Origin of the sequence: Streptomyces sudanensis, assembly GCF_023614315.1 — a bacterium.
Lineage (GTDB): Bacteria > Actinomycetota > Actinomycetes > Streptomycetales > Streptomycetaceae > Streptomyces > Streptomyces sudanensis.
On record NZ_CP095474.1, the window covers coordinates 5,053,163 to 5,074,147 of the forward strand.

At 76.7% G+C, this 20,985-nt stretch carries 14 protein-coding genes and 1 pseudogene; 5 read left to right on the top strand and 10 right to left on the bottom strand.

Features of this window, described 5'->3' with window-relative positions:
- Window positions 1-51: 51 nt before the first annotated feature.
- Window positions 52-1,896 (bottom strand): serine hydrolase domain-containing protein, encoded by a 1,845-nt coding sequence (locus tag MW084_RS23400; RefSeq protein WP_275563773.1) that lies wholly within the window; start codon window positions 1,894-1,896, stop codon window positions 52-54.
- A 173-nt stretch (window positions 1,897-2,069) separates the two neighbouring features.
- Here MW084_RS23400 and MW084_RS23405 point away from each other — a divergent pair, with 173 nt between their 5' ends.
- Complete coding sequence (locus tag MW084_RS23405) at window positions 2,070-3,221, top strand: calcium:cation antiporter (protein WP_010474682.1); 1,152 nt, start codon at window positions 2,070-2,072, stop codon at window positions 3,219-3,221.
- A gap of 78 nt (window positions 3,222-3,299) precedes the next feature.
- On the opposite strand, the gene MW084_RS23410 is transcribed toward MW084_RS23405, so the two are convergent.
- Together MW084_RS23410 and paaK are read right to left on the bottom strand one after the other, a co-directional pair.
- A complete protein-coding gene (locus MW084_RS23410) occupies window positions 3,300-5,633 on the bottom strand; it encodes a penicillin acylase family protein (RefSeq protein WP_010474683.1) in 2,334 nt (777 codons plus the stop codon).
- Window positions 5,634-5,774: 141 nt separating this feature from the next.
- Window positions 5,775-7,100, bottom strand: coding sequence for a phenylacetate--CoA ligase PaaK (paaK, locus tag MW084_RS23415; RefSeq protein ID WP_010474685.1), 1,326 nt, complete (start codon window positions 7,098-7,100; stop codon window positions 5,775-5,777).
- Between the two features lie 375 nt (window positions 7,101-7,475).
- Here paaK and MW084_RS23420 point away from each other — a divergent pair, with 375 nt between their 5' ends.
- Both MW084_RS23420 and MW084_RS23425 read left to right on the top strand, forming a co-directional pair.
- A complete protein-coding gene (locus tag MW084_RS23420; protein ID WP_010474687.1) occupies window positions 7,476-7,976 on the top strand; it encodes a hypothetical protein in 501 nt (166 codons plus the stop codon).
- A 15-nt stretch (window positions 7,977-7,991) separates the two neighbouring features.
- A complete protein-coding gene (locus MW084_RS23425; protein WP_010474689.1) occupies window positions 7,992-8,390 on the top strand; it encodes an RNA-binding S4 domain-containing protein in 399 nt (132 codons plus the stop codon).
- A gap of 195 nt (window positions 8,391-8,585) precedes the next feature.
- Here MW084_RS23425 and MW084_RS23430 read toward each other — a convergent pair whose 3' ends face one another.
- Window positions 8,586-9,701 (bottom strand): aminoglycoside phosphotransferase family protein, encoded by a 1,116-nt coding sequence (locus MW084_RS23430; RefSeq protein WP_029553813.1) that lies wholly within the window; start codon window positions 9,699-9,701, stop codon window positions 8,586-8,588.
- 231 nt (window positions 9,702-9,932) lie between these two features.
- Between MW084_RS23430 and MW084_RS23435 the strand changes: the two genes are divergently transcribed.
- Window positions 9,933-11,423 carry a DNA-binding protein NsdB gene (locus MW084_RS23435; RefSeq protein WP_010474692.1) on the top strand — a complete coding sequence of 497 codons (1,491 nt, stop codon included), beginning with the start codon at window positions 9,933-9,935 and terminating at the stop codon, window positions 11,421-11,423.
- Window positions 11,424-11,513: 90 nt separating this feature from the next.
- Here the strand turns inward: MW084_RS23435 and MW084_RS23440 are convergent, their stop codons facing one another.
- Together MW084_RS23440 and MW084_RS23445 are read right to left on the bottom strand one after the other, a co-directional pair.
- A complete protein-coding gene (locus tag MW084_RS23440; protein WP_010474694.1) occupies window positions 11,514-12,881 on the bottom strand; it encodes a SpoIIE family protein phosphatase in 1,368 nt (455 codons plus the stop codon).
- Between the two features lie 483 nt (window positions 12,882-13,364).
- A complete protein-coding gene (locus MW084_RS23445; protein WP_010474697.1) occupies window positions 13,365-14,297 on the bottom strand; it encodes a VOC family protein in 933 nt (310 codons plus the stop codon).
- Between the two features lie 543 nt (window positions 14,298-14,840).
- On the opposite strand from MW084_RS23445, the gene MW084_RS23450 reads away from it, so the two are divergent.
- On the top strand, window positions 14,841-16,004 hold the full coding sequence (locus tag MW084_RS23450; protein WP_275563857.1) for a DUF6056 family protein: 1,164 nt from the start codon (window positions 14,841-14,843) through the stop codon (window positions 16,002-16,004).
- A gap of 13 nt (window positions 16,005-16,017) precedes the next feature.
- Here the strand turns inward: MW084_RS23450 and MW084_RS23455 are convergent, their stop codons facing one another.
- The 4 genes and pseudogenes from MW084_RS23455 to MW084_RS23470 form a co-directional block, all read right to left on the bottom strand.
- Window positions 16,018-16,992, bottom strand: coding sequence for a glycosyltransferase family 2 protein (locus MW084_RS23455; RefSeq protein ID WP_010474786.1), 975 nt, complete (start codon window positions 16,990-16,992; stop codon window positions 16,018-16,020).
- A 440-nt stretch (window positions 16,993-17,432) separates the two neighbouring features.
- Window positions 17,433-18,311, bottom strand: a complete 879-nt coding sequence (locus MW084_RS23460; RefSeq protein ID WP_010474788.1) for a trypsin-like serine protease — start codon at window positions 18,309-18,311, stop codon at window positions 17,433-17,435.
- A gap of 214 nt (window positions 18,312-18,525) precedes the next feature.
- On the bottom strand, window positions 18,526-19,879 hold a 1,354-nt coding region (locus tag MW084_RS23465; protein WP_275563774.1), incomplete at its 5' end, for an ATP-binding SpoIIE family protein phosphatase.
- Between the two features lie 3 nt (window positions 19,880-19,882).
- Window positions 19,883-20,974, bottom strand: a pseudogene (locus tag MW084_RS23470) (PAS domain-containing protein); the annotation flags it as partial.
- Window positions 20,975-20,985: the final 11 nt, after the last annotated feature.

Consider the following 20,985-nt stretch of genomic DNA (forward strand, 5'->3'; position numbering starts at 1 on the left):
CACGGCGNCCCGGCCGCGGCGCGCGGCGGCTGGACGGCGGCGGGCGGGGCGTCAGTCCGCCGCCGCCGTCCAGCCGTCCGCCTCGACCAGCGCCGCGTCCCGCGGCCGCGCCTCGTCGAACAGCGTCCGCCCCCCGTCCAGGACGCGCAGCCCGTCGACGTACACGCCGCGCCCGGTGTAGCGGGTGTCGGCCGTGTACCGCCAGCGCAACCGCAGGGGGCCGGTGCCCGACCACGCCGACAGGTCGGCCTCCAGCCGGTGCCAGACCCGCCCCGACCAGCCCGTCACCGCCCCGTCCGGGTGCCCGGTCGGCTCCCCGCCGGGCCGTACGGTGACGAACGGCACCGGCCGCCACTCCCGCGGCCCGCCCCCGGCCGGTTCCGTGGACGCCTCCAGCACCAGCGTGTCCGCACCGGGCTCGGTGTCCCACCACAGAGCGCACCGCAGCCGCGCCCGCGCCGTCACCGGCCGCACGGCGGGCAGGGCCAGCGTCGCCACCGCGCCCGGCGCCGTCCCCGCGGACCAGGCGGTGCGCCCGCGCACCGGCCGCACCGGCACCGCGCGGGCCATGCGGTCGGCGACGGCGACCCGCGGCGCCGACCCCGAGCGCCAGCTCCGCACCGGGTGCACCGAGTTGCCCAGCAGCACCAGGAACGAGTCGGTCGTCGGGTCCAGCACCAGGCTCGTCCCGGTGAACCCGGTGTGCCCGGCCGTGCGCGGTGTGGCCATCGCGCCCATGTACCAGCGCTGGTACAGCTCGAAGCCCAGCCCGTGCCCGTCGCCGGGGAACGCGGCGTTGAAGTCCGTGAACATCAGCTCCACCGACTCCGGCCGCAGGATCCGCGCGGAGCCGTGGGAGCCGCCGTCCAGCAGGGCGCGGGCGAGGACCGCCAGGTCCCAGGCGCAGGAGAAGACGCCCGCGTGCCCGGCGACCCCGCCGAAGGCGTAGGCGTTCTCGTCGTGCACCTCGCCCCGCACCATGCCCCGGTCGAGCCCCGACCACGGCGGGCGCGCGTCCTCCGTCGCCGCGATCCGCGGCAGCCAGGAGGCGGGCGGGTTGAACCGGGTGCGCCGCATCCCGAGCGGCTCCGTGATCCGCTCGCGCAGCAGCACGTCCAGCGGCAGGCCGGTCACCTCCTCCAGCAGCAGCTGCAGCACGATCAGGTTCAGGTCGGAGTACCGGTACGCCGTGCCGGGCGGGTCCAGGGGCCGCTCCCGCCACAGCAGTCCCAGCATCCCCTCCCGGGTCGGCTCCCGGTACAGCGGCAGCCAGGCGCGCAGCCCCGACGTGTGCGTCAGGAGCTGACGCACCGTGATGCCGTCCTTCCCGCCGCCGCCGAAGTCCGGCAGGCGCCCGGCGACCCGCTCCTCCAGCTCCAGCGCGCCCCGCTCCAGCAGCTGCACCGCCAGGACCGAGGTGAACAGCTTGGTCAGCGACGCCAGGTCGAAGACGGTGTCCTCGCGCATCGGGACCCGCCGCTCCGGCGGCAGTTCCACACCCCGCCCGGTCGTCTCGTCGTACGCCGCGTACCGCACCGCGTAGCCGACCGCCTGGTGCAGCGCCACGGTCGGGCCGCGCCCCGCGAGGACCACCGCCCCCGCGTACCAGGGGTGCACGGGGGAGGGGCCGAGGAACCGCTCGGCGTCGGCGACCAGCAGGTCGAGGTGGCCGGGCAGCAACCCGGCGCGTTCGGCCGTGCCGTGCCGCAGCACCGGCCCGGCCGCCCCCCGCGGGGCCCCGGCCGGGCCGCTCCGGGGCGGCCCGGAGCCCTCCGTGCCCTCCGGCCGCGCCCCGGCGCCGCCCGCGAGCGGACCGATCACCAGCGCACCTCCCAGTGCCAGCACCCCGCCGCCGAACGTACGGCGGTCCACCCCGCCCGCAACCGGCTCCCGCACCGTCCCCGGGCTCCCGCCCGCCGCGCCGCCGCCCGGAGGGGACCTCCGCCGCGCACGTCGGATGAAACCTTCTTGCCGCCGTACCCGCGCGTCAAGGAGGCGGACGGCGGAACCGGCGGCGCGCCGGTCCCGGTCGGCGTGCGGGCCGGGCGCCGCGGTGGCAGCGTGGCGGCATGGGCACGCAGACCGACGGGGACCCGGGCCGCGCCCCCGCAGCGGAACCCGGGGACGGGGCCGCCGCGCCGCGCCCGTGGCGGGAGTACACCACCTGGATCCCGCTCGTGGCGCTGGCCGTCCTCGTCCTGGGCTGGGGCCGCGACCTGCCCGGAGCCGCCGTCGCCGTCGTCGGGCTCTGCCTCGCCGGGGCCGTGCTCTCCGCGGTCCACCACGCCGAAGTGATCGCCCACCGCGTCGGCGAGCCCTTCGGGTCCCTCGTCCTCGCCGTCGCCGTGACCGTCATCGAGGTCGGCCTGATCGTCATGCTGATGGTCTCGGGCGGCGACAAGGCGGCCTCCTACGCCCGCGACACGGTCTTCGCCGCCGTCATGATCACCTGCAACGGCATCGTCGGGCTGTCCCTGCTCGTGGCGACCCTCCGGGGCCGCGTCGCCGTCTTCAACGCCGAGGGCTCCGGCGGCGCCCTCGCCACCGTCACCACCCTCGCCACGACGACCCTCGTCCTGCCCGCCTTCACCACCGGCACCCCCGGCCCCGAGTTCACCGGGGCGCAGCTGGCCTTCGCCGCGGTCGCCTCCCTGAGCCTGTACGGGCTCTTCGTCACCGTGCAGACCGTCCGCCACCGGGAGTACTTCCTGCCCGTCACCGCCGAGGGCCGGCCCGTCGGCCCGTCCGTGCACGCCCCGCCCACCCGCACGGCCGCCCGGTGGAGCCTCGGCCTGCTCGCGGCGGCCCTGGTCGCCGTCGTCGGCCTGGCCAAGCTCGTCTCCCCGGCGATCGAGTCCGGGGTGAGGACCGCCGGCCTGCCCACAGCGGTCGTCGGCGTCGCCATCGCCCTGATGGTGCTGCTGCCGGAGACGCTGGCCGCGGTGCGCGCCGCGCGCGGCGGGCGCGTCCAGACCAGCCTCAACCTGGCCTACGGCTCCGCGATCGCCAGCATCGGGCTGACCGTGCCGACGATCGCGCTTCTCTCCGTGTGGCTGTCCGGGCCCCTGGTCCTGGGGCTGGGCCCGGTCCACCTGGTGCTGCTGGCGCTCACCGCGCTGGTGAGCGCCCTGACCGTGGTGCCCGGACGCGCCACGCTCCTGCAGAGCGGCGTCCACCTGCTGCTGTTCGCCGCCTTCGTGTTCCTCTCGATCAGCCCCTGAGGGCCGCCCGGCCCCGGGGGGCTCCCCGGCGTCCGGGGGCGGACCCGCGCGGACCCGCCCCCGGACGCCGTCACCGCGTCACTGCGTCACCCGCACCACCCGCAGCGCCGGGTCGCGCAGGATGTCCCGCTCGCAGAAGCGCGCGGTCACCCACCGCTTCTCCGCGTACAGCCGGGTCTGGTCGGCGTGGTGCGGCGAGCCGGGGTCGGACGACTGGGAGTACGACAGCAGCGTCCGCGCCACCGGGCACCGGCCGCCGTCCCAGCCGACCGCCTGGACGTGGCTCGTGCCGTGCCGCACCTCCGTGTAGCCGCCGCCCGCCGCGTCCCACACGGGCACGATCATGTTCCACACGCCCGTTCCCGTACCCCCGTGCACCGGGATGCGCCGGCCGTCGCGCACCACGAACTGGTGCTCGCCCAGCGGCGCGTCCAGGGGTATGCCGGCCGCGCGCAGCTCGGCGACGGCTCCGCGCAGCGCCGTGGCGAAGCCGGGCGCGCCGGTGTTCAGGTCGCGGGGCGTGCGCACCGGGTCGGCCGGGGAGAAGGGCACCTCCCACCGCTCGGCGGGCGCCGTCTCCCGCTCCAGCTTCCTCCAGAACCGGTCGAACAGCAGGGCGCCCCGGCTTCCGACGTCCATGCGGCGGTCCCAGCGCGCGAGCGCCCCGCACGCCTGCGCGTCGTCCGGCAGCACCGCCGGGCACGCCCGCACCACCTCGTCGGCGGTCAGGTCGGCGGCGGGCACCCGGTTGGCGAACTGCTGCCGTTGCAGGTCGGAGACGGTCAGCCCGCCTCGGCCGGCCATCGCCGCGACGTCCTCGACCGCCCCGCGCGTCCGCAGCGACCGCTCCGTCCCCGTGTCGCCGAAGACCCGCTCGTACCCGGTCAGCGGCCGGTCGGCGTGGGAGATCCACGCGCTGTCGTTGGCGTTCACCGCGTACGGGGTGTCCCGGAGCACCGGCCAGCGCGCCGGGCCCATGATCCCGGGCTGCACCGCGTCCGGGTCCCGGCCCAGCGCGCAGTCGGCGCGCGACCCGTCGAGCACGGCGATGCCCGTCGCCGGGTACAGCGTGCGGCCCAGCGGCGTCGAGCACCGCCCGGCCAGCTCGTCGGTGATCCTCGGCACCACCTGCGCCTGCGCGAAGAAGGTACCGCCGTGCCGGTCCGAGGCCACGGTGTTCACCCAGGGCAGGCCCTGGGTGCGGCGCAGCGCCGCCGCCACCTCCCGGGTGGAGCGCGCCTTGGCGAGACCGAGCGAGGCGTCTGCCATGCGGAGGTTCTCCGCGTTGGGGTCGTGCAGCGCGTACGCGGTCGTCGCCGTCCACGGCAGCGGATCGCGGCCGAGGGACGTGACGACCGGGCCGTACCGGGTCCACCACTGGGTGCGGGTCACCGGCTCGCCGTCGGCGACGGGCACGGTCACGGTCCGCCGCACCATCGGCTCGGACCTGCCGTCCACCAGGTACGCCGTGGGGTCGGCCGGGTCCAGGGCCAGTTGGTGCAGGTTCATGGCCTGGCCGGTGGCGACGGTGTGGCTCCACGCCACGTCGCCCGTGAAACCGACCTGCACCACCGGCGTGCCCAGCAGCGAGGCGCCCTGCACGTTCAGCTCGCCGGGGATCGTCTGCTGCGACTGCCAGAACCGGCGGCCGCCGTGCCACGGGTAGTGCGGGTTGCCGAGCAGCAGGCCCCGGCCGTTGGCGGTGGTGGTCCCGGCGAACGCGACGGCGTTGGACCCCATCGTCGCGTTCCGCTCGTCGAACAGCTCCCGGGCCGCCCCGGCCACCCCGTCCGGGTCGGCTCCCGGGCCGGGCTCCCGGCCGGGGGCGGGCGGTCGTGCCGCCGTGATGCCCTCGACGAGGGCCCCCTCGCCGCCGAGGACCGCGAGCGCGTGCATCCGCCGGGCCACGTCCAGGGTGTCCACCGGACGCACCCACGGCTTCCCGGCGCAGGCGGGGTCGGTCACCTCGTTCTTCTCCAGCCAGGCGTTGTACCCGGCGGCCCAGCCCCTCATCAGCTCCTTCTGCTCCCGGCTCGGCCCGGCGGGCGCCGGGCGGGCCAGCAGCCGCTCCACGGTGCGCGCGTCGCGCACACCGGTGAAGTACAGGTCGCTGGAGAGGTTGGTGCGGGCCGAGGACATCGCCCCGTCCGTCGCGGCGTTCGGCCCGAAGTGCCGCGACCGCTCGCCCCGCACGGTGACGAACCCGTCGGCGAGCACGCACACCTGGTCGGCGGCCTGCGCCCAGCCGGTGCCGAAGCCCAGGCCGGCGTAGTCCTTCGCCAGGATGTGCGGAATGCCGTACTCGGTGTAGCGGACGGTCGCCGACAGCCCGCCCGCCGACGGGTGCCGGTCGCCCGCCGAGGGGGGCGGGGCGGCGGTGGCGGGCAGTGCGGCCGCGGTCGTGGCGAGCACGGCGGCGACGACCGGTAACAGGCGCCTCGGACTGATGCGGAGAGGCAACGTTCCTCCCAACGAGGATGCGTACGGAAACGGACCGGTCCATGTACGCACCCGCCGCGGGGCGCCGTCATCCCTCCCGGGAGGGATCCGTACTCAGCCCCGGGTGCCCCCGTGACCCCGAGTCCCGTCAGGGACTTCCCTGAGGTCGACGATCCGCTTGACCTTCCCCACCGACCGCTCCAGCGTCCCCGGGTCCACCACGTCCACCTCGACCGCCACCCCGATGCCCTCCTTCACGGCCGCCCGGACCTCCCGCGCGGCCCCGGCCCGCCGCTCCGCCGTCGCACCCGGGCGCGCCTCGACCCGCACGGTCAGCGCGTCCAGCCGCCCCCTACGGGTCAGCCGCAGCTGGAAGTGGGGCGCCAGCCCCGGCGTCCGCAGCAGGACCTCCTCGACCTGCGTCGGGAAGAGGTTCACCCCGCGCAGGATCACCATGTCGTCGCTGCGGCCCGTCACCTTCTCCATCCGCCGGAACACCCGCGCGGTGCCCGGCAGCAGCCGCGACAGGTCCCGCGTCCGGTACCGCACCACCGGCATGGCCTCCTTGGTGAGCGAGGTGAACACCAGTTCGCCCCGCTCCCCGTCCGGCAGCACCTCGCCCGTCACCGGGTCGACGACCTCCGGGTAGAAGTGGTCCTCCCAGACGTGCAGCCCGTCCTTGGTCTCCACGCACTCCTGCGCCACGCCCGGCCCGATCACCTCCGACAGGCCGTAGATGTCGACGGCGTCGATCGCGAACCGCTCCTCGATCTCCCGCCGCATCTCCTCCGTCCACGGCTCCGCGCCGAAGATGCCCACCTTCAGCGACGTCGAGCGCGGATCGACACCCTGCCGCTCGAACTCGTCCAGCAGCGTCAGCATGTACGACGGCGTCACCATGATCACCTCCGGCCGGAAGTCCAGGATCAGCCGCACCTGGCGCTCCGTCATCCCCCCGGAGGCCGGCACCACCGTGCAGCCGAGCCGCTCCGCCCCGCCGTGCGCCCCGAGCCCGCCGGTGAACAGCCCGTACCCGTACGCCACGTGCACGACCTGCCCGGGCCGGCCCCCGGCGGCGCGTATGGACCGGGCCACCACGTCCGCCCACACGTCGAGGTCCCCCTCGGTGTAGCCGACCACCGTGGGCCTGCCCGTCGTCCCGCTCGACGCGTGGACGCGCCGCACCCGCGACCGGTCCACCGCGAACATCCCGAAGGGGTACTCGTCCCGCAGGTCCGCCTTGGTGGTGAACGGGAACCGGGCCAGGTCCGCGAGCGACCGGCAGTCCTCCGGCCGCACCCCCGCCGCGTCGAAGGACCGCCGGTAGAAGGGCACGTTGTCGTACGCGTGGCGCAGCGTCGACCGCAGCCGCCCCAACTGGAGCTCCGCCAGCTCCTCCCGGTCCAGCCGCTCCCCGGCGTCCCGCAGGTCCTCCGCCATCACCGTTCTCCGTCCGTCCCGCACCGGCCGTCCGGCCGGTCCGCTCCCGACCAGTTACCCCGCCGGGTCCCCGTCCGGCAAGCCCCCCGGCGGGGCGGCGGTCCCCGGCCGGGCCCCGCGTCCCGCACCGGCCGCGGGACCGCGTGCGGCCCCGCCACCCCCGTCCCGCACCGGCCGTGCGGCACCGCGGACCCCGCCGCGCCCGGCCCGCCGCCGCTCCGGACCGCCGTCCGGCGACCCCGTTCCCGACCGGCGGGGCGCCCCCGCGGGCGGCGTCGCCCGAACCGGTGAACCGCCTGGTGCGGNACGCCTCCNGGCCGATCTCGTGGGCAGCTCGCCCGCCGCGCGCCGCCCCCCGCCCCGTACCATGGGCCCATGTCCTTCCTCCGCCGCCGCAACCCCGCCACACCCGCGGGCCCGGACTTCGACGTCCTGGCCATGGATCCGGGCGACTGGCCCGGAAACCTCGGCGCCGGCCTGCTGCCCGCCCCCGACGGCACGTGTCAGGGCGTCTTCCTCCGCTACGACCTCTTCGGCGGCCGCGGACCCGCGATGATCATCGGCAACCTGCCGGAGGGCTCCCCGGCCCGCGACCTGGAGGAGGGCCAGATCCCCTTCGAGGTCGCCCAACTCCTCGCGGCACTGGAGATGGACGAGCACGTCGAGGTCGTCGAGACCGAGGACGTCCCGGTCATGCAGGGCGACAACCTCCTCGTCGTGCGCCGCCTGAAGCTCAGCGAGAGCCGGATCTCCTGCGTGCAGTTCGACCGCAGCGACAACGTCCTGGTGACCATCGCCAGCTGGGACCGGCCCATCACCGACGACCTGTACGCCCTGCTCAAGCCGCTTCCCGCGGAACTCTTCCAGCAGGGCTGACCCCCGAGGACCGCCATGGCACCCACGGACGAGGCGAACCCGGGCGCGACGGCCCGCGTCGACAGCTGGATCTGGGCCGTACGCCTCACCAAGACCCGCTCCCAGGCCGCCACCGCCTGCCGCGCCGGGCACGTCCGCGTCAACGGCGACCGCGCCAAACCGGCCCAGTCCGTCCGGCCCGGTGACGAGGTGCGCGTCTTCCACGCCGGCCGCGAGCGCGTCGTCGAGGTGCGCAAGGTCCTCACCAAGCGCGTCGGAGCCCCCGTCGCGGCCGAGGCGTACACCGACAGGACCCCGCCCCCGCCGCCCCGCGAGCACGTCGCCCTCGCCGGTGTCCGCGACCGGGGCGCGGGCCGCCCCACCAAGCGCGAACGCCGCGAACTGGACCAGCTCCGCGGCGACCGCCGCCGGTAGGCGCCCACCGGGCCGCGGAGCNGGTCGGCGCCCGNGCGGCGGCCCCTCCGTACGGGCGCCGGGGGCCGGACGCGCCGCCGATCGNCCCCGTGCGCCGGGGCCGGGCGCCGGACGCTCGGTCCCGGCGTGCACAGCCCCCGGCGTACGGCCTCCGCCCGGACGCCATCCGCCCGGGCGGTCCCTCGGGGCGCGCGGTCAGCGCGCGCCGACCGCCGCGCGCACGGCCCGCCGGGCCAGCGCGCAGTCCTCGTGCAGCCGCCTCAGCAGCAGCCGCTGCTCCTCTCCGGGCGAGACCGCGCCGGGCTGCAGGGGGACCGAGCCCGCGGGCGGTGCTTCTCGTATCGTGCGCTGCACCGCCGTCTCGTACGTCCGGATCTCGCGCGTCAGGACGAGCATCAGGTTCACCAGGAACCCGTCGCGCGCCACGGGGCCGCCGGCCTGCGCGTGCCGGCTGATCCGCCGCCGCGCGACGGGCGCGTCGCCCAGCACGGTCCACAGCGTCGCCAGGTCGTAACCGGGCAGGTACCAGCCGGCGTGCTCCCAGTCGACCAGCACCGGACCGGTCGGTGACAGCAGCATGTTCGACAGCAGCGCGTCACCGTGGCAGAACTGGCCCACGCCCTGCCGGCCGCCGGCGTGGGTCAGGCCGCGCAGCAGCTTCCGCAGGTCGTCCCGGTCGCGGTCGGTGAACAGGCCCAGCTCGTGGTGCCGCGCGATCCGCGAGGCGTAGTCCAGCGGCGCGTCGAACGTCCCGGCCGGCGGGCACCACTGGTTGAGCCGTGCCACCGCCTCCAGGACGGCCCGGACGTCCGCGCGCGGCGGCGCCTCCGCCACGTGGCGGCTCAGCGCGGCGGGCCGGCCCGGCATCCGCTCGACGACCAGCGCGCCGCTGTCCGGGTCCGCCGCGATCAGACGCGGCACCCGCACCGGAGGACGGTGCCGGACGAACGCGCGGTAGGCGGCGATCTCGTGCCGGAACCGCTCGACCCACACGGGGGAGTGGTCCAGTAAGCACTTCGCGACGGCGGTGGCCCGCCCCGTGGTGCCGAGGAGCAGGACCGAGCGCCCGCTGCGCCGCATCACCTGCACGGGGTTGAACTCCGGGCAGATGCGGTGCACCGACGCGATCACCTTCCGCAGCCGGGCGCCCTGCGGCCCCGACAGGTCGATCCTCCCGCTGAGCGGACCGGTCGCCGCTCCCGCCCAGCGCCTGTTCCGGTCGGCCCGGGCCCGGCCCGGGTACGGGCCGCCGCCGGCCGGTACGGTGCCGGGCCGGGGAGGGGCGGACACGGAGGACGATGCTGTGTACATGGGCGGGGCGGATCCCTTCGTGTGCCGACGGCTGCGAACGCTGCCCCGTCCCGGCTCGGGCCCGGCACCCTGGGGAGTGGGGTCGTCGCCGGGACGGGGTGGCGCGTTCCTACCCGACACCCCGCCACGGGTGGCTGACCATCTTGCGAACCCTGGCGAACCCTGGCGAATAACCGATGACCCCCTGGCCGGGGGTTACTGTCAACTCAGCCGAGAACCTGGGGGCTTGACGTGGCAGGACAACCCAACACCCGCCTCTCCGACCTGTTCGGCCTCGCCGGCTGGTCGAAGGGCGAACTCGCGCGGCTGGTCAACCGGCAGGCGGCGGCCATGGGCCACTCCCAGCTGGCGACGGACACCTCGCGGGTGCGGCGTTGGATCGACATGGGGGAGACCCCGCGCGATCCCGTGCCGCAGGTGCTGGCGACCCTGTTCACCGAGCGACTCGGCCGTGTCGTGACCATCGAGGACCTCGGGTTCGTACGACGCGGGCGCGCCGGGAGGCGGCGGGACGTCAGCCGCACCGACACCCCCGACTGGCTGCCGTGGGCACCCGGACGCACGGCTGCGGTCCTCACCGAATTCACGGGAGTGGACCTCATGCTCAACCGACGCGGCCTGATGGGCGCGGGTGCCGCGCTCACCGCGGGCTCCGCCATCACCAGCGCCATGCACGACTGGTTCCGCGCCGACACCGGTGGACCCGGTACCCAGGGCCCCGCCGGCGCCCGCCACGCGGTTCCCGCGGGACTGGACCGCTACGAGGCCGCCCCCATCGGGTTGCAGGAGGTCGAGGAACTGGAGGCCTCCGTCGAGGTGTTCCGCGCCTGGGACGCGGCCAAGGGCGGCGGCCTCCAGCGCAAGGCCGTGGTCGGCCAGCTCAACGAGGTGGGCGGGATGCTCGCCTACCACCACCCCGAGACCGTCCGGCGGCGCCTGTGGGGCGTCGCGGCCGACCTCGCGGTCCTCGCCGGCTGGATGTCCCACGACGTGGGCCTGGAGCCCACGGCGCAGCGGTACTTCGTCATCGCCGCGCACGCGGCCCGCGAGGGCGGCGACCTGCCCCGCGCCGGTGAGGCCCTGTCCCGCTGCGCGCGCCAGATGGTCCACCTCGGGCGGCCCGGCGAGGCGCTGGACCTGCTCCGGCTCGCCAGGAGCGGCTCCGGTGACGAGACGCTGCCGCGCACCCGGGCGATGCTCCACACGATCGAGGCGTGGGCGCAGGCGTCCATGGGCCGGGGGCAGGCGATGCGGCGGGTCCTGGGCGAGGCGGAGGAGCTGTTCGTCTCCGACAAGGGGGACGGCCCGCTGCCGGTGTGGATGCGGACCTTCAAGTCCGAGGACCTGTACGGCATGCAGGCCCTCGCCTACCGGACGCTCGCCGAGCACGAGCCGTCCGCCGCCAGGCAGGCGCAGCACTTCGCGCAGAAGGCCCTGGAGCTGAGGGTCGACGGGCGCGAGCGCTCCAGGATCTTCGACCACCTGTCCATGGCCTCGGCCTGCTTCATCGCCGACGACCCGGAGCAGGGGGACCGGTACGCCCGGCTCGCGCTGGCCGCGATGGGCGGCAACTCCTCCCGGCGCACCTGGGACCGGCTGCGGGACACCTACCGGCTCACCGACCGGTACGCCGGCCACCCCGGGATCAGGGAGCTGCGGGAACGGATCGAGCGGGCGCTGCCGCGGAACCAGGCGGGCAAGCCGGGCGTCGCGGGGGCCTGACCGGGCCCCGCCCCGTACGCCGCCGCCCCGGTACGCCGTCCGCCCCGGTACACCGTCCGTCGCGGGCGCGCGCCGGAGTGGGCGGACCCCCTACGGCGGGCCGCCCACTCCGGCCGCCACGACGCAGGGGCCGTCGGCGCGCCCCGTGCCGCCGAGTGCCTCGACCGCCCGTCGCACGCAGTCCCGCGCGTTGCGCGCGCGGGCGAACTCCGCCGCGAGTGCGAGCAGCCGCCCGGTGCCCGGCGCGCCCGTGTCCGGCCCGGGTCCGCCCCCGGCCGGTCCGCCCGTGCGGAGCAGCAGCAGGTCGCCGGGGCGCAGCCGGACCTCGGCCTGCTCGTAGGGGCCGTCCGACGCGGCCGTGCCCAGCGGGGCGCCCTCCGGCCGGTCGAGGGCCCGCCCCGTCCCGTCGCGGAACAGCAGCGGGGCGGGGCCTCCCGCCCGTGCCCAGCGCAGCGTCCGCGTCGCCGGGTCGTAGCGGCAGCACAGGACGCTGCCGAGGACGGGCGGCGCGGCGGTCCGCGCCAGCCGGTCGAGGTGCCCCAGCGACGCACCCGGCAGGATGCCGGCCACGGCGAGGCCCCGCAGCGTGCCGAGCAGCATCGCCGCCGAGGCGGCGGGCGCGCCGCGGTCCATGAGGCCGCCGGTGGTGAGCAGCGTGTTCCCGTCGGGCAGCTCCAGCACGTCGTACCAGTCGCCGCCGGACCGGCCGCCGCCCCGGCAGTGGTGCGCGGCGACGTCCAGCACGGCGGCCCCGTACCCGTCCCCGGCGGGCCGCGGCGCCTCCCGGGGGCCGTACGCGGCACGCCCTCCTCGGCGCGGCCCGCCGACGTCCCGGAACACCGCCCACATGGACGCCGTGCGGCCCTCGCGGTCGAGGACCGGTCCGCCCGTCACGCGCACGGTGCGCATCCGGCCGTCGGGCCGTACGATCCGGAGCTCCCCGTCGATCGGCCTGCCGTCGACCAGGCAGCCCGTCAGCAACCGGGTGAGCTGCGCCCGGTCCTCCGCGAACACCAGGGACGGCAGCTCGTCCAGGGACATCGGCCCGGCACCGGGGGAGCGGCCGACGATCCGGTACAGCTCCCCGGACCAGCTGGCCTCGTCGGTCAGCAGGTTCCACTCGGCGCTGCCGACGCGGGCGGGCGGGGAGCCGGCGGCCTCCTCGCCACGCGGGCGGCCGTCCCTCCCCGCCGCCCCGGAACCCCGCCGGGCGGACCGCTCCGGGGCGCCCCGAAGCGGCTGCCCCGGATGCGTCGTGCCCGGATCGTCGAACCGGCGCGCGGCCGGGTCGTACGGGGAGCGACGGCGGCGGGTCCGCGGGTCGGTCGGGCCGGTCCCGGCGTCCCGGCGCGCGGCGCCCTCCTCCCCGCGCGGCCCGCGGGTCTGCGGGACGAGGGCGTCCGCCCGGCCGCGCGCCGGCGGCTGGTGGGGACGGTCCGCGAACAGGGGGGACGGCATGGAGTACTCCGATACAGACGCGCGGCCACGGCGTGGGGGCAAGGACCACCCAAGGTGGGGGCAAGGACCACCCAAGACTGTGGCACAGGCACACAGGGGCCGTGAGCCGTTTGGCGACAAGCGGACCGGTCGTGACTCCGGCATGTGCCGACGGCTGGGAGGGTTTCGGTCAGAGTGGCCGGAAGGCCGGAGGGAAGGGGCGGGAACGCCCGCCCGGCGGTCCCGGCCCTCCGGTCGCCGGCGGTTCGCCCCGCACGCCGCGGCGCCGGGGCGAACCGGTGCGGACCGGACGCCCGGCGCGCTCCGGGAACGCACCCGCGTACCGCCCGGGAGGCCGCGGGGCACCCCCGTGGGGCTGCCGGAGGACGCGGGTACGGCCCCCCGCCGCCCCCGCGGAGCGACCCGGCCGCACCGGCCCGGCCCTCCCACGGCGCGGGCACCGCCGGGCCCGCGCCGGACACGGTCCCGGCGGCGGGCCCGGTCTCAGTCGGGCGGCTCCACGGTGCCCGCCTCCGCGCTCACGTCCGTCGGCCCGGGGACGGCGCGCGTGCGTTCGGCGGCCTCCGGGTCGGCGCGGGTGAGCTCGGCGGCCTCCGGGTCGGCGCGGGTGAGCTCGGCGGTCCCCGCGTCCGTCAGGGTGAACAGTGCGCCGTCCGGGTCGCGCAGCGTCGCCTGCACCCCCGGCTCGTGGGAGACCACCGTCCCGCCGTGCCGCTGCGCCGCCGCCACCCGTGCCTCGATGTCCGGCACCGGGAAGTGCACCTGCCAGCGCGGCCGGATCGCCGGGTCCGGAGCGGCCTCCAGGGCGCCCGACGACAGCCGCGCCACCGCCCGCCCGGCGCTGCGCAGCACCACCTCGTCGCCCTCGTACTCCACGTCGCAGTGGCCCGGCCGCCCGCACGCCCAGTCCAGGACCTCCCCGTAGAAGATCGCCGCCTCGAACGCGTCCCGCGTGTGCAGCCGCACCCACGCCGGGGCCGTCGACCGCCACTGCCCCCACCCGGTGGGCAGCTCGCCCTCCCAGATGCCGAACACCGCTCCGTCCCGGTCCGCCGCCAGCGCCCCCCGCCCCAGGGCGAACGCGACCGGCCCGACCGCCACCGTGCCGCTGCGCTCGCGGATGCGCCCCGCCGTCACGTCGGCGTTCCGCACGGCGAAGTACGGCGTCCAGGCCACCGCCACGTGGAACTCCGAGGCCAGCGCGCCCATCCCGGCGATCACCCGGCCGCCGGACAGCGCGACGCTGAAGCCCTTCCCGAGCCGCGCGGGCCGGAACCTCCAGCCCATGACGGCCCCGTAGAAGTCGTGTGCGGCCTCCAGGTCGCGGGTCATCAGGCTGACCCAGCACAGCGCCCCGTAGACCGTGCCCTCCGATGTCGCCGTCGCCGAATCCGCGGCCGTCGATTCTCTGGTCATGTGCCAACCATCCCGGTGTCGCCTCGCACGTCGTCCGACCGCTGTCCATCCTGTCACTGTTTGCCCTCTGTGCGCTCCTCCCGCACCTCCACCGCGGCACGCGGTGCCGCACGGCGCGCCGCGGCCGCGGTGGGACGGCCGCGGGGGAGGAGCCCTCTACGGTGTCGACCAGCGCTTCCCGAAAGGCAGGGGTGAGCATGGCCGTCGAGGTGCCCCGCGCCACCGATCCGGGCGGCGGGGAGGCCCGCCGCGGCGGCCCGGGCGGTCCGCGCCGCGCCCGGGCCGCNNGCCGCGGGCGCCGCGGCCCTCGCGGCCCTGCCGCTCGCCCTGCTGGCGGCGGCGTCCGCACTGGGCCGGCACGTCCGCCCCTCGGCAGACGAGTGGTGCTTCCTGCCGCTGGTCCGCGACCGCGGCGTCACCGGGATCGTCGAGCAGTTCTACGCGGTCGACAACGGCCGTCTCGCCAACGGCCTCCTCGTCGGCCTGTACGCGAGGTTCCCGGTCGCCGGGCACCAGTGGTACCCCGCCGTCAGCGCGGCGGTCGTGCTCGGCCTGCTGTGGGCCCTCACCGCCCTGCTGCTGCGCCGCGCCGGCCTGTGCGCGCCGCGCGGCACCGCGCTCCTGGCCGCCGCCATGGCGAGCGCCGTGTTCCTGCTGGCCACCCCGAACACGTACAAGACCTTCTACTGGCCCGCCGCCTCGGTCTCCCACACCCTCGCCCCGGTCCTGGCCGCCGGCGCCGCCCTGCCGCTGCTCGCGGCCCGCGGCCGGCGCGGCCGGGCCGGCGCCCTCGCCACCGCCCTCCTGGCCGGGGTGTTCACCGGCACCCTCTCCGAGGAGGCGTCGGTCGTCGCCCTGGTCGTGCTCGGCGCCGTCGCCGTCCTGGCGCCGCAGGTCCTCGCCGAGCGGGTCCGCCGCACCGTCCGCGTCTGGGCGCTCACCGGCACGGCGGGCGTCGCCGCCGGCACGCTCCTGCTGGTCACGTCCCCCGGCGCGCGCCACCGCCGCGACCGCTACGACGCCGGAACCGCCTCCATGCTCGCCCCGGACTCCCTCCTCACCTCCCTGAAGCTGTTCGCCCGCGTCCTGGAGACGGTCCTCACGACCTGGCAGTACGCGGGGGCCGTCGCCGCGGGCGTCCTGCTGGGCCTCCTGGCCCGCCGCCGCCCGGACGCCGGGCCCGCCGTCCTGCTGCCGTGCCGCCCGCTGCGGCTGCTGTCCCTCGGCGCGGGGACCGTCCTCGCCTGCGGCTACCTGTGCACCGTCATCACCTATCCGGTGTTCGGCACCCGGGTCCTGACCACGGAGCGGACCTGGAACGACTACCTGCTGCCGTACGTGCTGCTGCTCGTCGCCGCGGGCGCCCTCCTCGGCAGGGCCCTGCGCCGCGCCGGGCGGCCCGTCGCCCTCCGGTACGCCGCCGCGGCCGTCTCCGCCGCCGTGTGCGCCGCGGCCGTCGCGGGCCTGGCCGTCCCGCTGCACCGGCTCGGCGGCGACATGCGGGACCGGGCCGAACGCTGGGACCGCCAGGACCGGTTCCTGCGCGAGCGGGCCGCGAGCGGCGCCAGGACCGCCCCGTACACGCCGAACACCGTCGCCCGGATGCTGGAGCCGTTCGGCGCGGGGGGCGCACGCCCGTGGCCGGCGCGCTGCGTCGCCGACTACTACCGCCTGGACCGCGTCACCGACGGCCGGCGCGCCCCGTAGGCCCGCGCCCCGGTCAGGGCCGGCCCGCCCGGGCCGGGGCGGGACCCGCCGCGGGATTCCCCGGCACGTCCCGCTCGGTCTCCCGCACCACGTAGTGGGGGCGCCGCTTCGCCTCGTGGTAGATCCGCCCGACGTACTCGCCGATCACCCCGAGCGTCGCCAGCTGCACCCCGCCCAGCCCGACCACCGCCGTGATCAGCGTCGCGTACCCGGGGGTGTCCACGCCGTCCAGCAGCGCGTTCCCCACGATCCACAGGGCGTAGGCGAACGCCGAGAGGAACAGCCACAGACCGGTGTGCACGGCCAGCCGCAGCGGGCGGCTGTTGAAGGACAGCAGCCCGTCGATGCCGTAGTTCAGCAGCCGCCTGCCGCCCCACTTGGACCTGCCGGCGGCCCGCCGCGCGTCCTCGTAGCGGAAGTCGACCGTGTCGAAGCCGATCCACGAGAACAGGCCCTTGGAGAACCGGTTGCTCTCCGGCAGCGACAGGACCGCCGCCACGGCGCGCCGCGACAGCAGCCGGAAGTCGCCGGCCCCGTCGACGACCTCCACCTCCATGAACCGCCGCACCAGCCGGTAGTAGGCGCGGCCGAGCGCCCTGCGGACCGGGCCCTCACCGGACCGGTCCCGGCGCGCCACCACCTGGTCGTAGCCGTGCCGGCGCAGCTCCAGCATCCGCGGCAGCAGTTCCGGCGGGTGCTGGAGGTCGGCGTCCATCAGCACCACCGCGGCGCCCCGGGACATCCGCATCCCGGCGAGCATCGCCGACTCCTTGCCGAAGTTCCGGCTGAACGACGTGTACCGCACCCGCGCATCGGCCCGGGCCAGCTCCCGCAGCCGCTCCACCGTCCCGTCGCGGCTGCCGTCGTCCACGTAGCAGATCTCGAAGACGGTCCCCGTGGGCTCCAGCGCGGCCACCACCGCCGCGTGGAACGCGCCGATCACCTCGCTCTCGTCGAGACAGGGAACGACGACCGACACGTCCACCATCGCTGACCCACTCCCTGCACGCCGGTGCGGGGCGCCCCGCCCGNCGCCCGCCGCACGCGGAGGACGCCGGGCGGGCCGCCGGGGCCGTCTCCGCCCCGCCTCCAGCGCCGCACGGTCCCGGTCCGCCCGCCACCCGGGGGAGCCCGTACGGGTGGACCGGCGGCCCGGCGCACGTACGAACGGCCCCGGCCCCCCTGTCGGGGGCCGGGGCCGGGAGTCGGCGCCCGCGGTGTCCGCACGGGGGCGGCGGGCGGGATCCCGCCCGCCGGCCGACCGCGCGGCCCTCCTCACCGCGGCGCCCGCAGAGGGGCTCGCTCCCGGGGAACCGGGAGCGGCCCGTGCTGGTTGGTCGGGAACCCGGTACCGGGTCTCCCCATGTACAGCCGGAGACCGGGTTCCCCGTCAGGTGCGGGACGGTGCGTCCCGCGGTCCGTCCGCCCCTACGGGAGGGTCGTGAACGGCGCCAGGAACGCCCGGGCACCGGGCGCGTCCAGACGGTAGGCGACGTTGGTCGCGTAGCACGGGCCGTCGCCGGTGATGGTCGTCGCCACCAGCGTCCGCTTCCCGTCGAGCCGGGCGAAGTTCGGGCCGCCGGAGTCGCCGTAGCAGGCCCCGCCGTTGCCCTGCGGGGCGGTCATCCCGAGCCGCACCCACGAGGGGTTGAGCGCGTTGAACGACACGGGAGCCTTCATCCGCACGCCGCCGCCCGGGTGGGTGTGGCCGCCCGGGCCGCGCTGCGACTCCTGGGTGCCGTACCCGGCGACGGTGAACGACAGGTCCTCCAGGCCGCGCGGGCCCAGCGCGCCGAGCGCGCCCTCCCGGGGCAGCGCCGCCGGGGTGAACGACCAGCGGGCGGCGACCTGCGCGGCGGGCAGCTGGACCACCGCGATGTCGTACGTGTCGGAGGCGGAACCGGGGTAGCCCGGGTGGTTGTGCACGGTGCCCTCGACGGCGACGTCGCGGGCGACGGCCGCCGGGTCGCCGGGGTGCCGCTCGGCCGCCTCGTCGAGGGCGCCCTGCACGTCCTGGTCGAGGGAGACGAAGAACCGCGCGTTCTCCGGCCAGTCGGTGGTGCAGTGCGCGGCGGTGAGGAACGTGTCGGCGTCGATCATGGTGCCGGAGCACACCCAGTCGACCCGGTCGGGCGTCGCGGGGTCGCCGTCGGCGTCCCAGGTGGCGACCAGCGCGCCGACCTCGGTGCGCTCGGGCGCCGGGGTCGCGTTGTACGAGTTGATCGCGGAGGACGGCACGGCCGCGCCGACGACGACGGCGCAGGCGATCGCCAGGGCGGCGCTCACACGGGCGGGGATGACGGTCAAGAGAAACCCTTCCGGACGGCGAATGAACAGGTGCTTCTCCTGCGGGGTGACCGAAAGTGAAACGCGTGGCGCCGGTTCCGGGAAAGAGGGAAACCCCTGGCCCACCCCTACACCCCCTCGCCGCCCCGGCCGGGTCCCCCGGGAGGCGGGCCGGACCGGGGCGGAACCGCGGCCGGGACCCGGCCGGGCCGCGGCTCCCCTCCGGCAAAGCGCCCTAACCGTCGAGGCCGCCGACCGGGCCGGGGAGACCGGGCGCGCCGCCCAGCGGCTGCTCCGTCCAGACCGTCTTGCCGTCCCGGGTGTACCGGGCGCCCCAGCGCTCCGACAGCTGCGCGACCAGGAACAGGCCCCGGCCGCCCTCGTCGGTGCTGCGGGCCCGCCGCAGGTGCGGGGCCGTCGTACTGCCGTCGGACACCTCGCAGATCAGCGAGGAGTTCCGGATCAGGCGCAGCTGCACCGGCCCGGACGCGTACCGGTAGGCGTTGGTGACGAGTTCGCTGACGATCAGCTCCGTCGTCAGCACCAGGTCGTCCAGGCCCCACTCCGCCAGTTGCGCCGACGTCAGCCGCCGGGCCCGCTGCGCCGCGGTCGGCTCGGCCCGCAGCGTCCACGTCGCCACCCTGTCGCCGGCGAGGACCCGCGTCCGGGCCAGGAGCACGGCGACGTCGTCGGTGGGGTGCTCGGGCATCACCGTCCGCGTCACCTCCGCGCACAGCGCGTCCAGATCGCCCCCCGGCCTGCTCAGCACCCCGTACAGCAGCTCCAGCCCCTCCTCGACGTCGTGCCGGCCGGACTCGACGAGCCCGTCCGTGTAGAGGGCGAGCAGGCTGCCCTCCGGCAGTTCGAACTCGGCGCTCTCGAACGGCAGGCCCCCCAGTCCCAGCGGCGGGCCGGCGGGCATCTCGGCGAGGGCGGCCCGCCCGTCCGGCGTGACCACCACCGGCGGCGGGTGCCCGGCCCGCGCCAGCGAGCAGTGCCGCGAGACCGGGTCGTACACCGCGTACAGGCAGCTCGCGCCCACGATCTGCTCCCCGGCCACCGGGCCCGCCCCCTCCTGCTCCCCGGCGATCCGCCCGACCAGGTCGTCCAGCTGCGACAGCACCTCGTCCGGCTCCAGGTCGAGGCCGGCCAGCGTGTGCACGGCCGTGCGCAGCCGCCCCATCGTCGCCGCCGCCGGGACGCCGTGCCCGACCACGTCGCCCACCACCAGGGCGACGCGCGAACCGGACAGCGGGATCACGTCGAACCAGTCCCCGCCGACCTCCGTGACGCCGCCCGCCGGCAGGTACCGGTGGGCGACCTCCACCGCCGGGTGCTCCGGCACGGCCGTGGGCAGCAGGCTCCGCTGCAGCGACAGCGCGGCCGTCCGCTGCTGGGTGTAGCGGCGGGCGTTGTCGATGGAGACGGCGGCCCGCGCGGCGAACTCCCCGGCCAGCGTCAGGTCGTCCTCCTCGAACGGGTCCGGCCGGTACGCCCGCCACATGCTCACCACCCCCAGCACCGCCCCGCGCGCGGTCAGCGGCACCGTCAGCGCCGAGTGCGCGTCCGCCTCCGCCCCGGCGCCGCCCNNNCCCCGCCACCGTGCCCGTCTCCAGCACGGGCAGCCGCTGCCGCAGGCACCGCTCCTGCACCGGGTCCGGGGCGAACACCACCTCGCCGTCGGGGCGCCGCGCGGCCGGCGGCGGCCGTTCCGAGACGCAGCTCAGCGCCGCCCGGTGCAGGCGCGCCGAACCGGCGGGCCCGGGCTCCCCGCCCTGGACGACCGGCTCCAGCAGGTCCACGGCCACGCAGTCCGCGAGACCGGGCACCGCCACCCGCGCCAGCTCCTGGGCCGTACGCACGACGTCGAGGGTCGTGCCGATCCGCCCGCTGGCGTCGTTCAGCAGGGCGAGCCGCCGCCGGGCCCGCTCCCGCTCGGTCACGTCCTCCACGAACTGGGTGACGCCCAGCACCTCCCCGGCCGGGTCCTGCATCCGGAAGGCGGACACGGCCACGAACCGCTCCCGCCCCGGCGGGTCCGTCAGCAGCCGGCACGGCTGCTCGATGAAGATCAGGGGGCGGCCGGTCTCCAGGACCGACCGCAGTCCGCGCTCCGCGATCCGCGCGTCCGGCGCCACCAGGAAGTCACCCGTCCGGGTTCCCCGCAGCGCGTCGGCGGACATGCCCGCGAACATGGCGATGGCCCGGTTGACCCGCAGGACCTCCAGGTCCGGCCCGTACACGCTGACGCCGATGGGACAGCGGCGGAAGATCCCGTCCAGCAGCGACCGGTCGATCTCCCACTGGATCACCTCGTCCGCCGGCGCGCCGATGAGGAACCACTCCCGGTGGCCCCCGGCCCGCAGGACGAGCCGCGTGCGGAACCCCATCCGCAGCGACCGCCCGTCCTTCCCGCGCACCGGCAGCACCCCGAACCAGCCGCCCGCCGCGACGCACGTCGTGACCACCTCCTTGGCGGCGGCCCGGTCCTCCGGGGCGATCAGCACGCTCAGCGCGTGGCTGCCGAGGACCTCCTCGGGCCGGTAGCCGAGCAGGTCCTCGGCGATCCTGCTCCAGCCGACGACCGTGCCCTGCTCGTCGAGGACGGCCGTCGCCGCCCGGTGGAGGGAGAAGGGGTCCTCCGGGCTCTCCGTGAACGTTCGCAGCGGCGTGTCCATCGCCATCACCCTCGTAC

Excerpts from the sequence above, each read along its gene's own strand:
- MW084_RS23430 (WP_029553813.1), bottom strand. The coding sequence starts at position 9,701 with ATGTACACAGCATCGTCCTCCGTGTCCGCCCCTCCCCGGCCCGGCACC.
- MW084_RS23425 (WP_010474689.1), top strand. The coding sequence starts at position 7,992 with ATGGCACCCACGGACGAGGCGAACCCGGGCGCGACGGCCCGCGTCGAC.
- MW084_RS23420 (WP_010474687.1), top strand. The coding sequence starts at position 7,476 with ATGTCCTTCCTCCGCCGCCGCAACCCCGCCACACCCGCGGGCCCGGAC.
- MW084_RS23440 (WP_010474694.1), bottom strand. The coding sequence starts at position 12,881 with ATGCCGTCCCCCCTGTTCGCGGACCGTCCCCACCAGCCGCCGGCGCGC.
- paaK (WP_010474685.1), bottom strand. The coding sequence starts at position 7,100 with ATGGCGGAGGACCTGCGGGACGCCGGGGAGCGGCTGGACCGGGAGGAG.
- MW084_RS23455 (WP_010474786.1), bottom strand. The coding sequence starts at position 16,992 with ATGGTGGACGTGTCGGTCGTCGTTCCCTGTCTCGACGAGAGCGAGGTG.
- MW084_RS23445 (WP_010474697.1), bottom strand. The coding sequence starts at position 14,297 with ATGACCAGAGAATCGACGGCCGCGGATTCGGCGACGGCGACATCGGAG.
- MW084_RS23405 (WP_010474682.1), top strand. The coding sequence starts at position 2,070 with ATGGGCACGCAGACCGACGGGGACCCGGGCCGCGCCCCCGCAGCGGAA.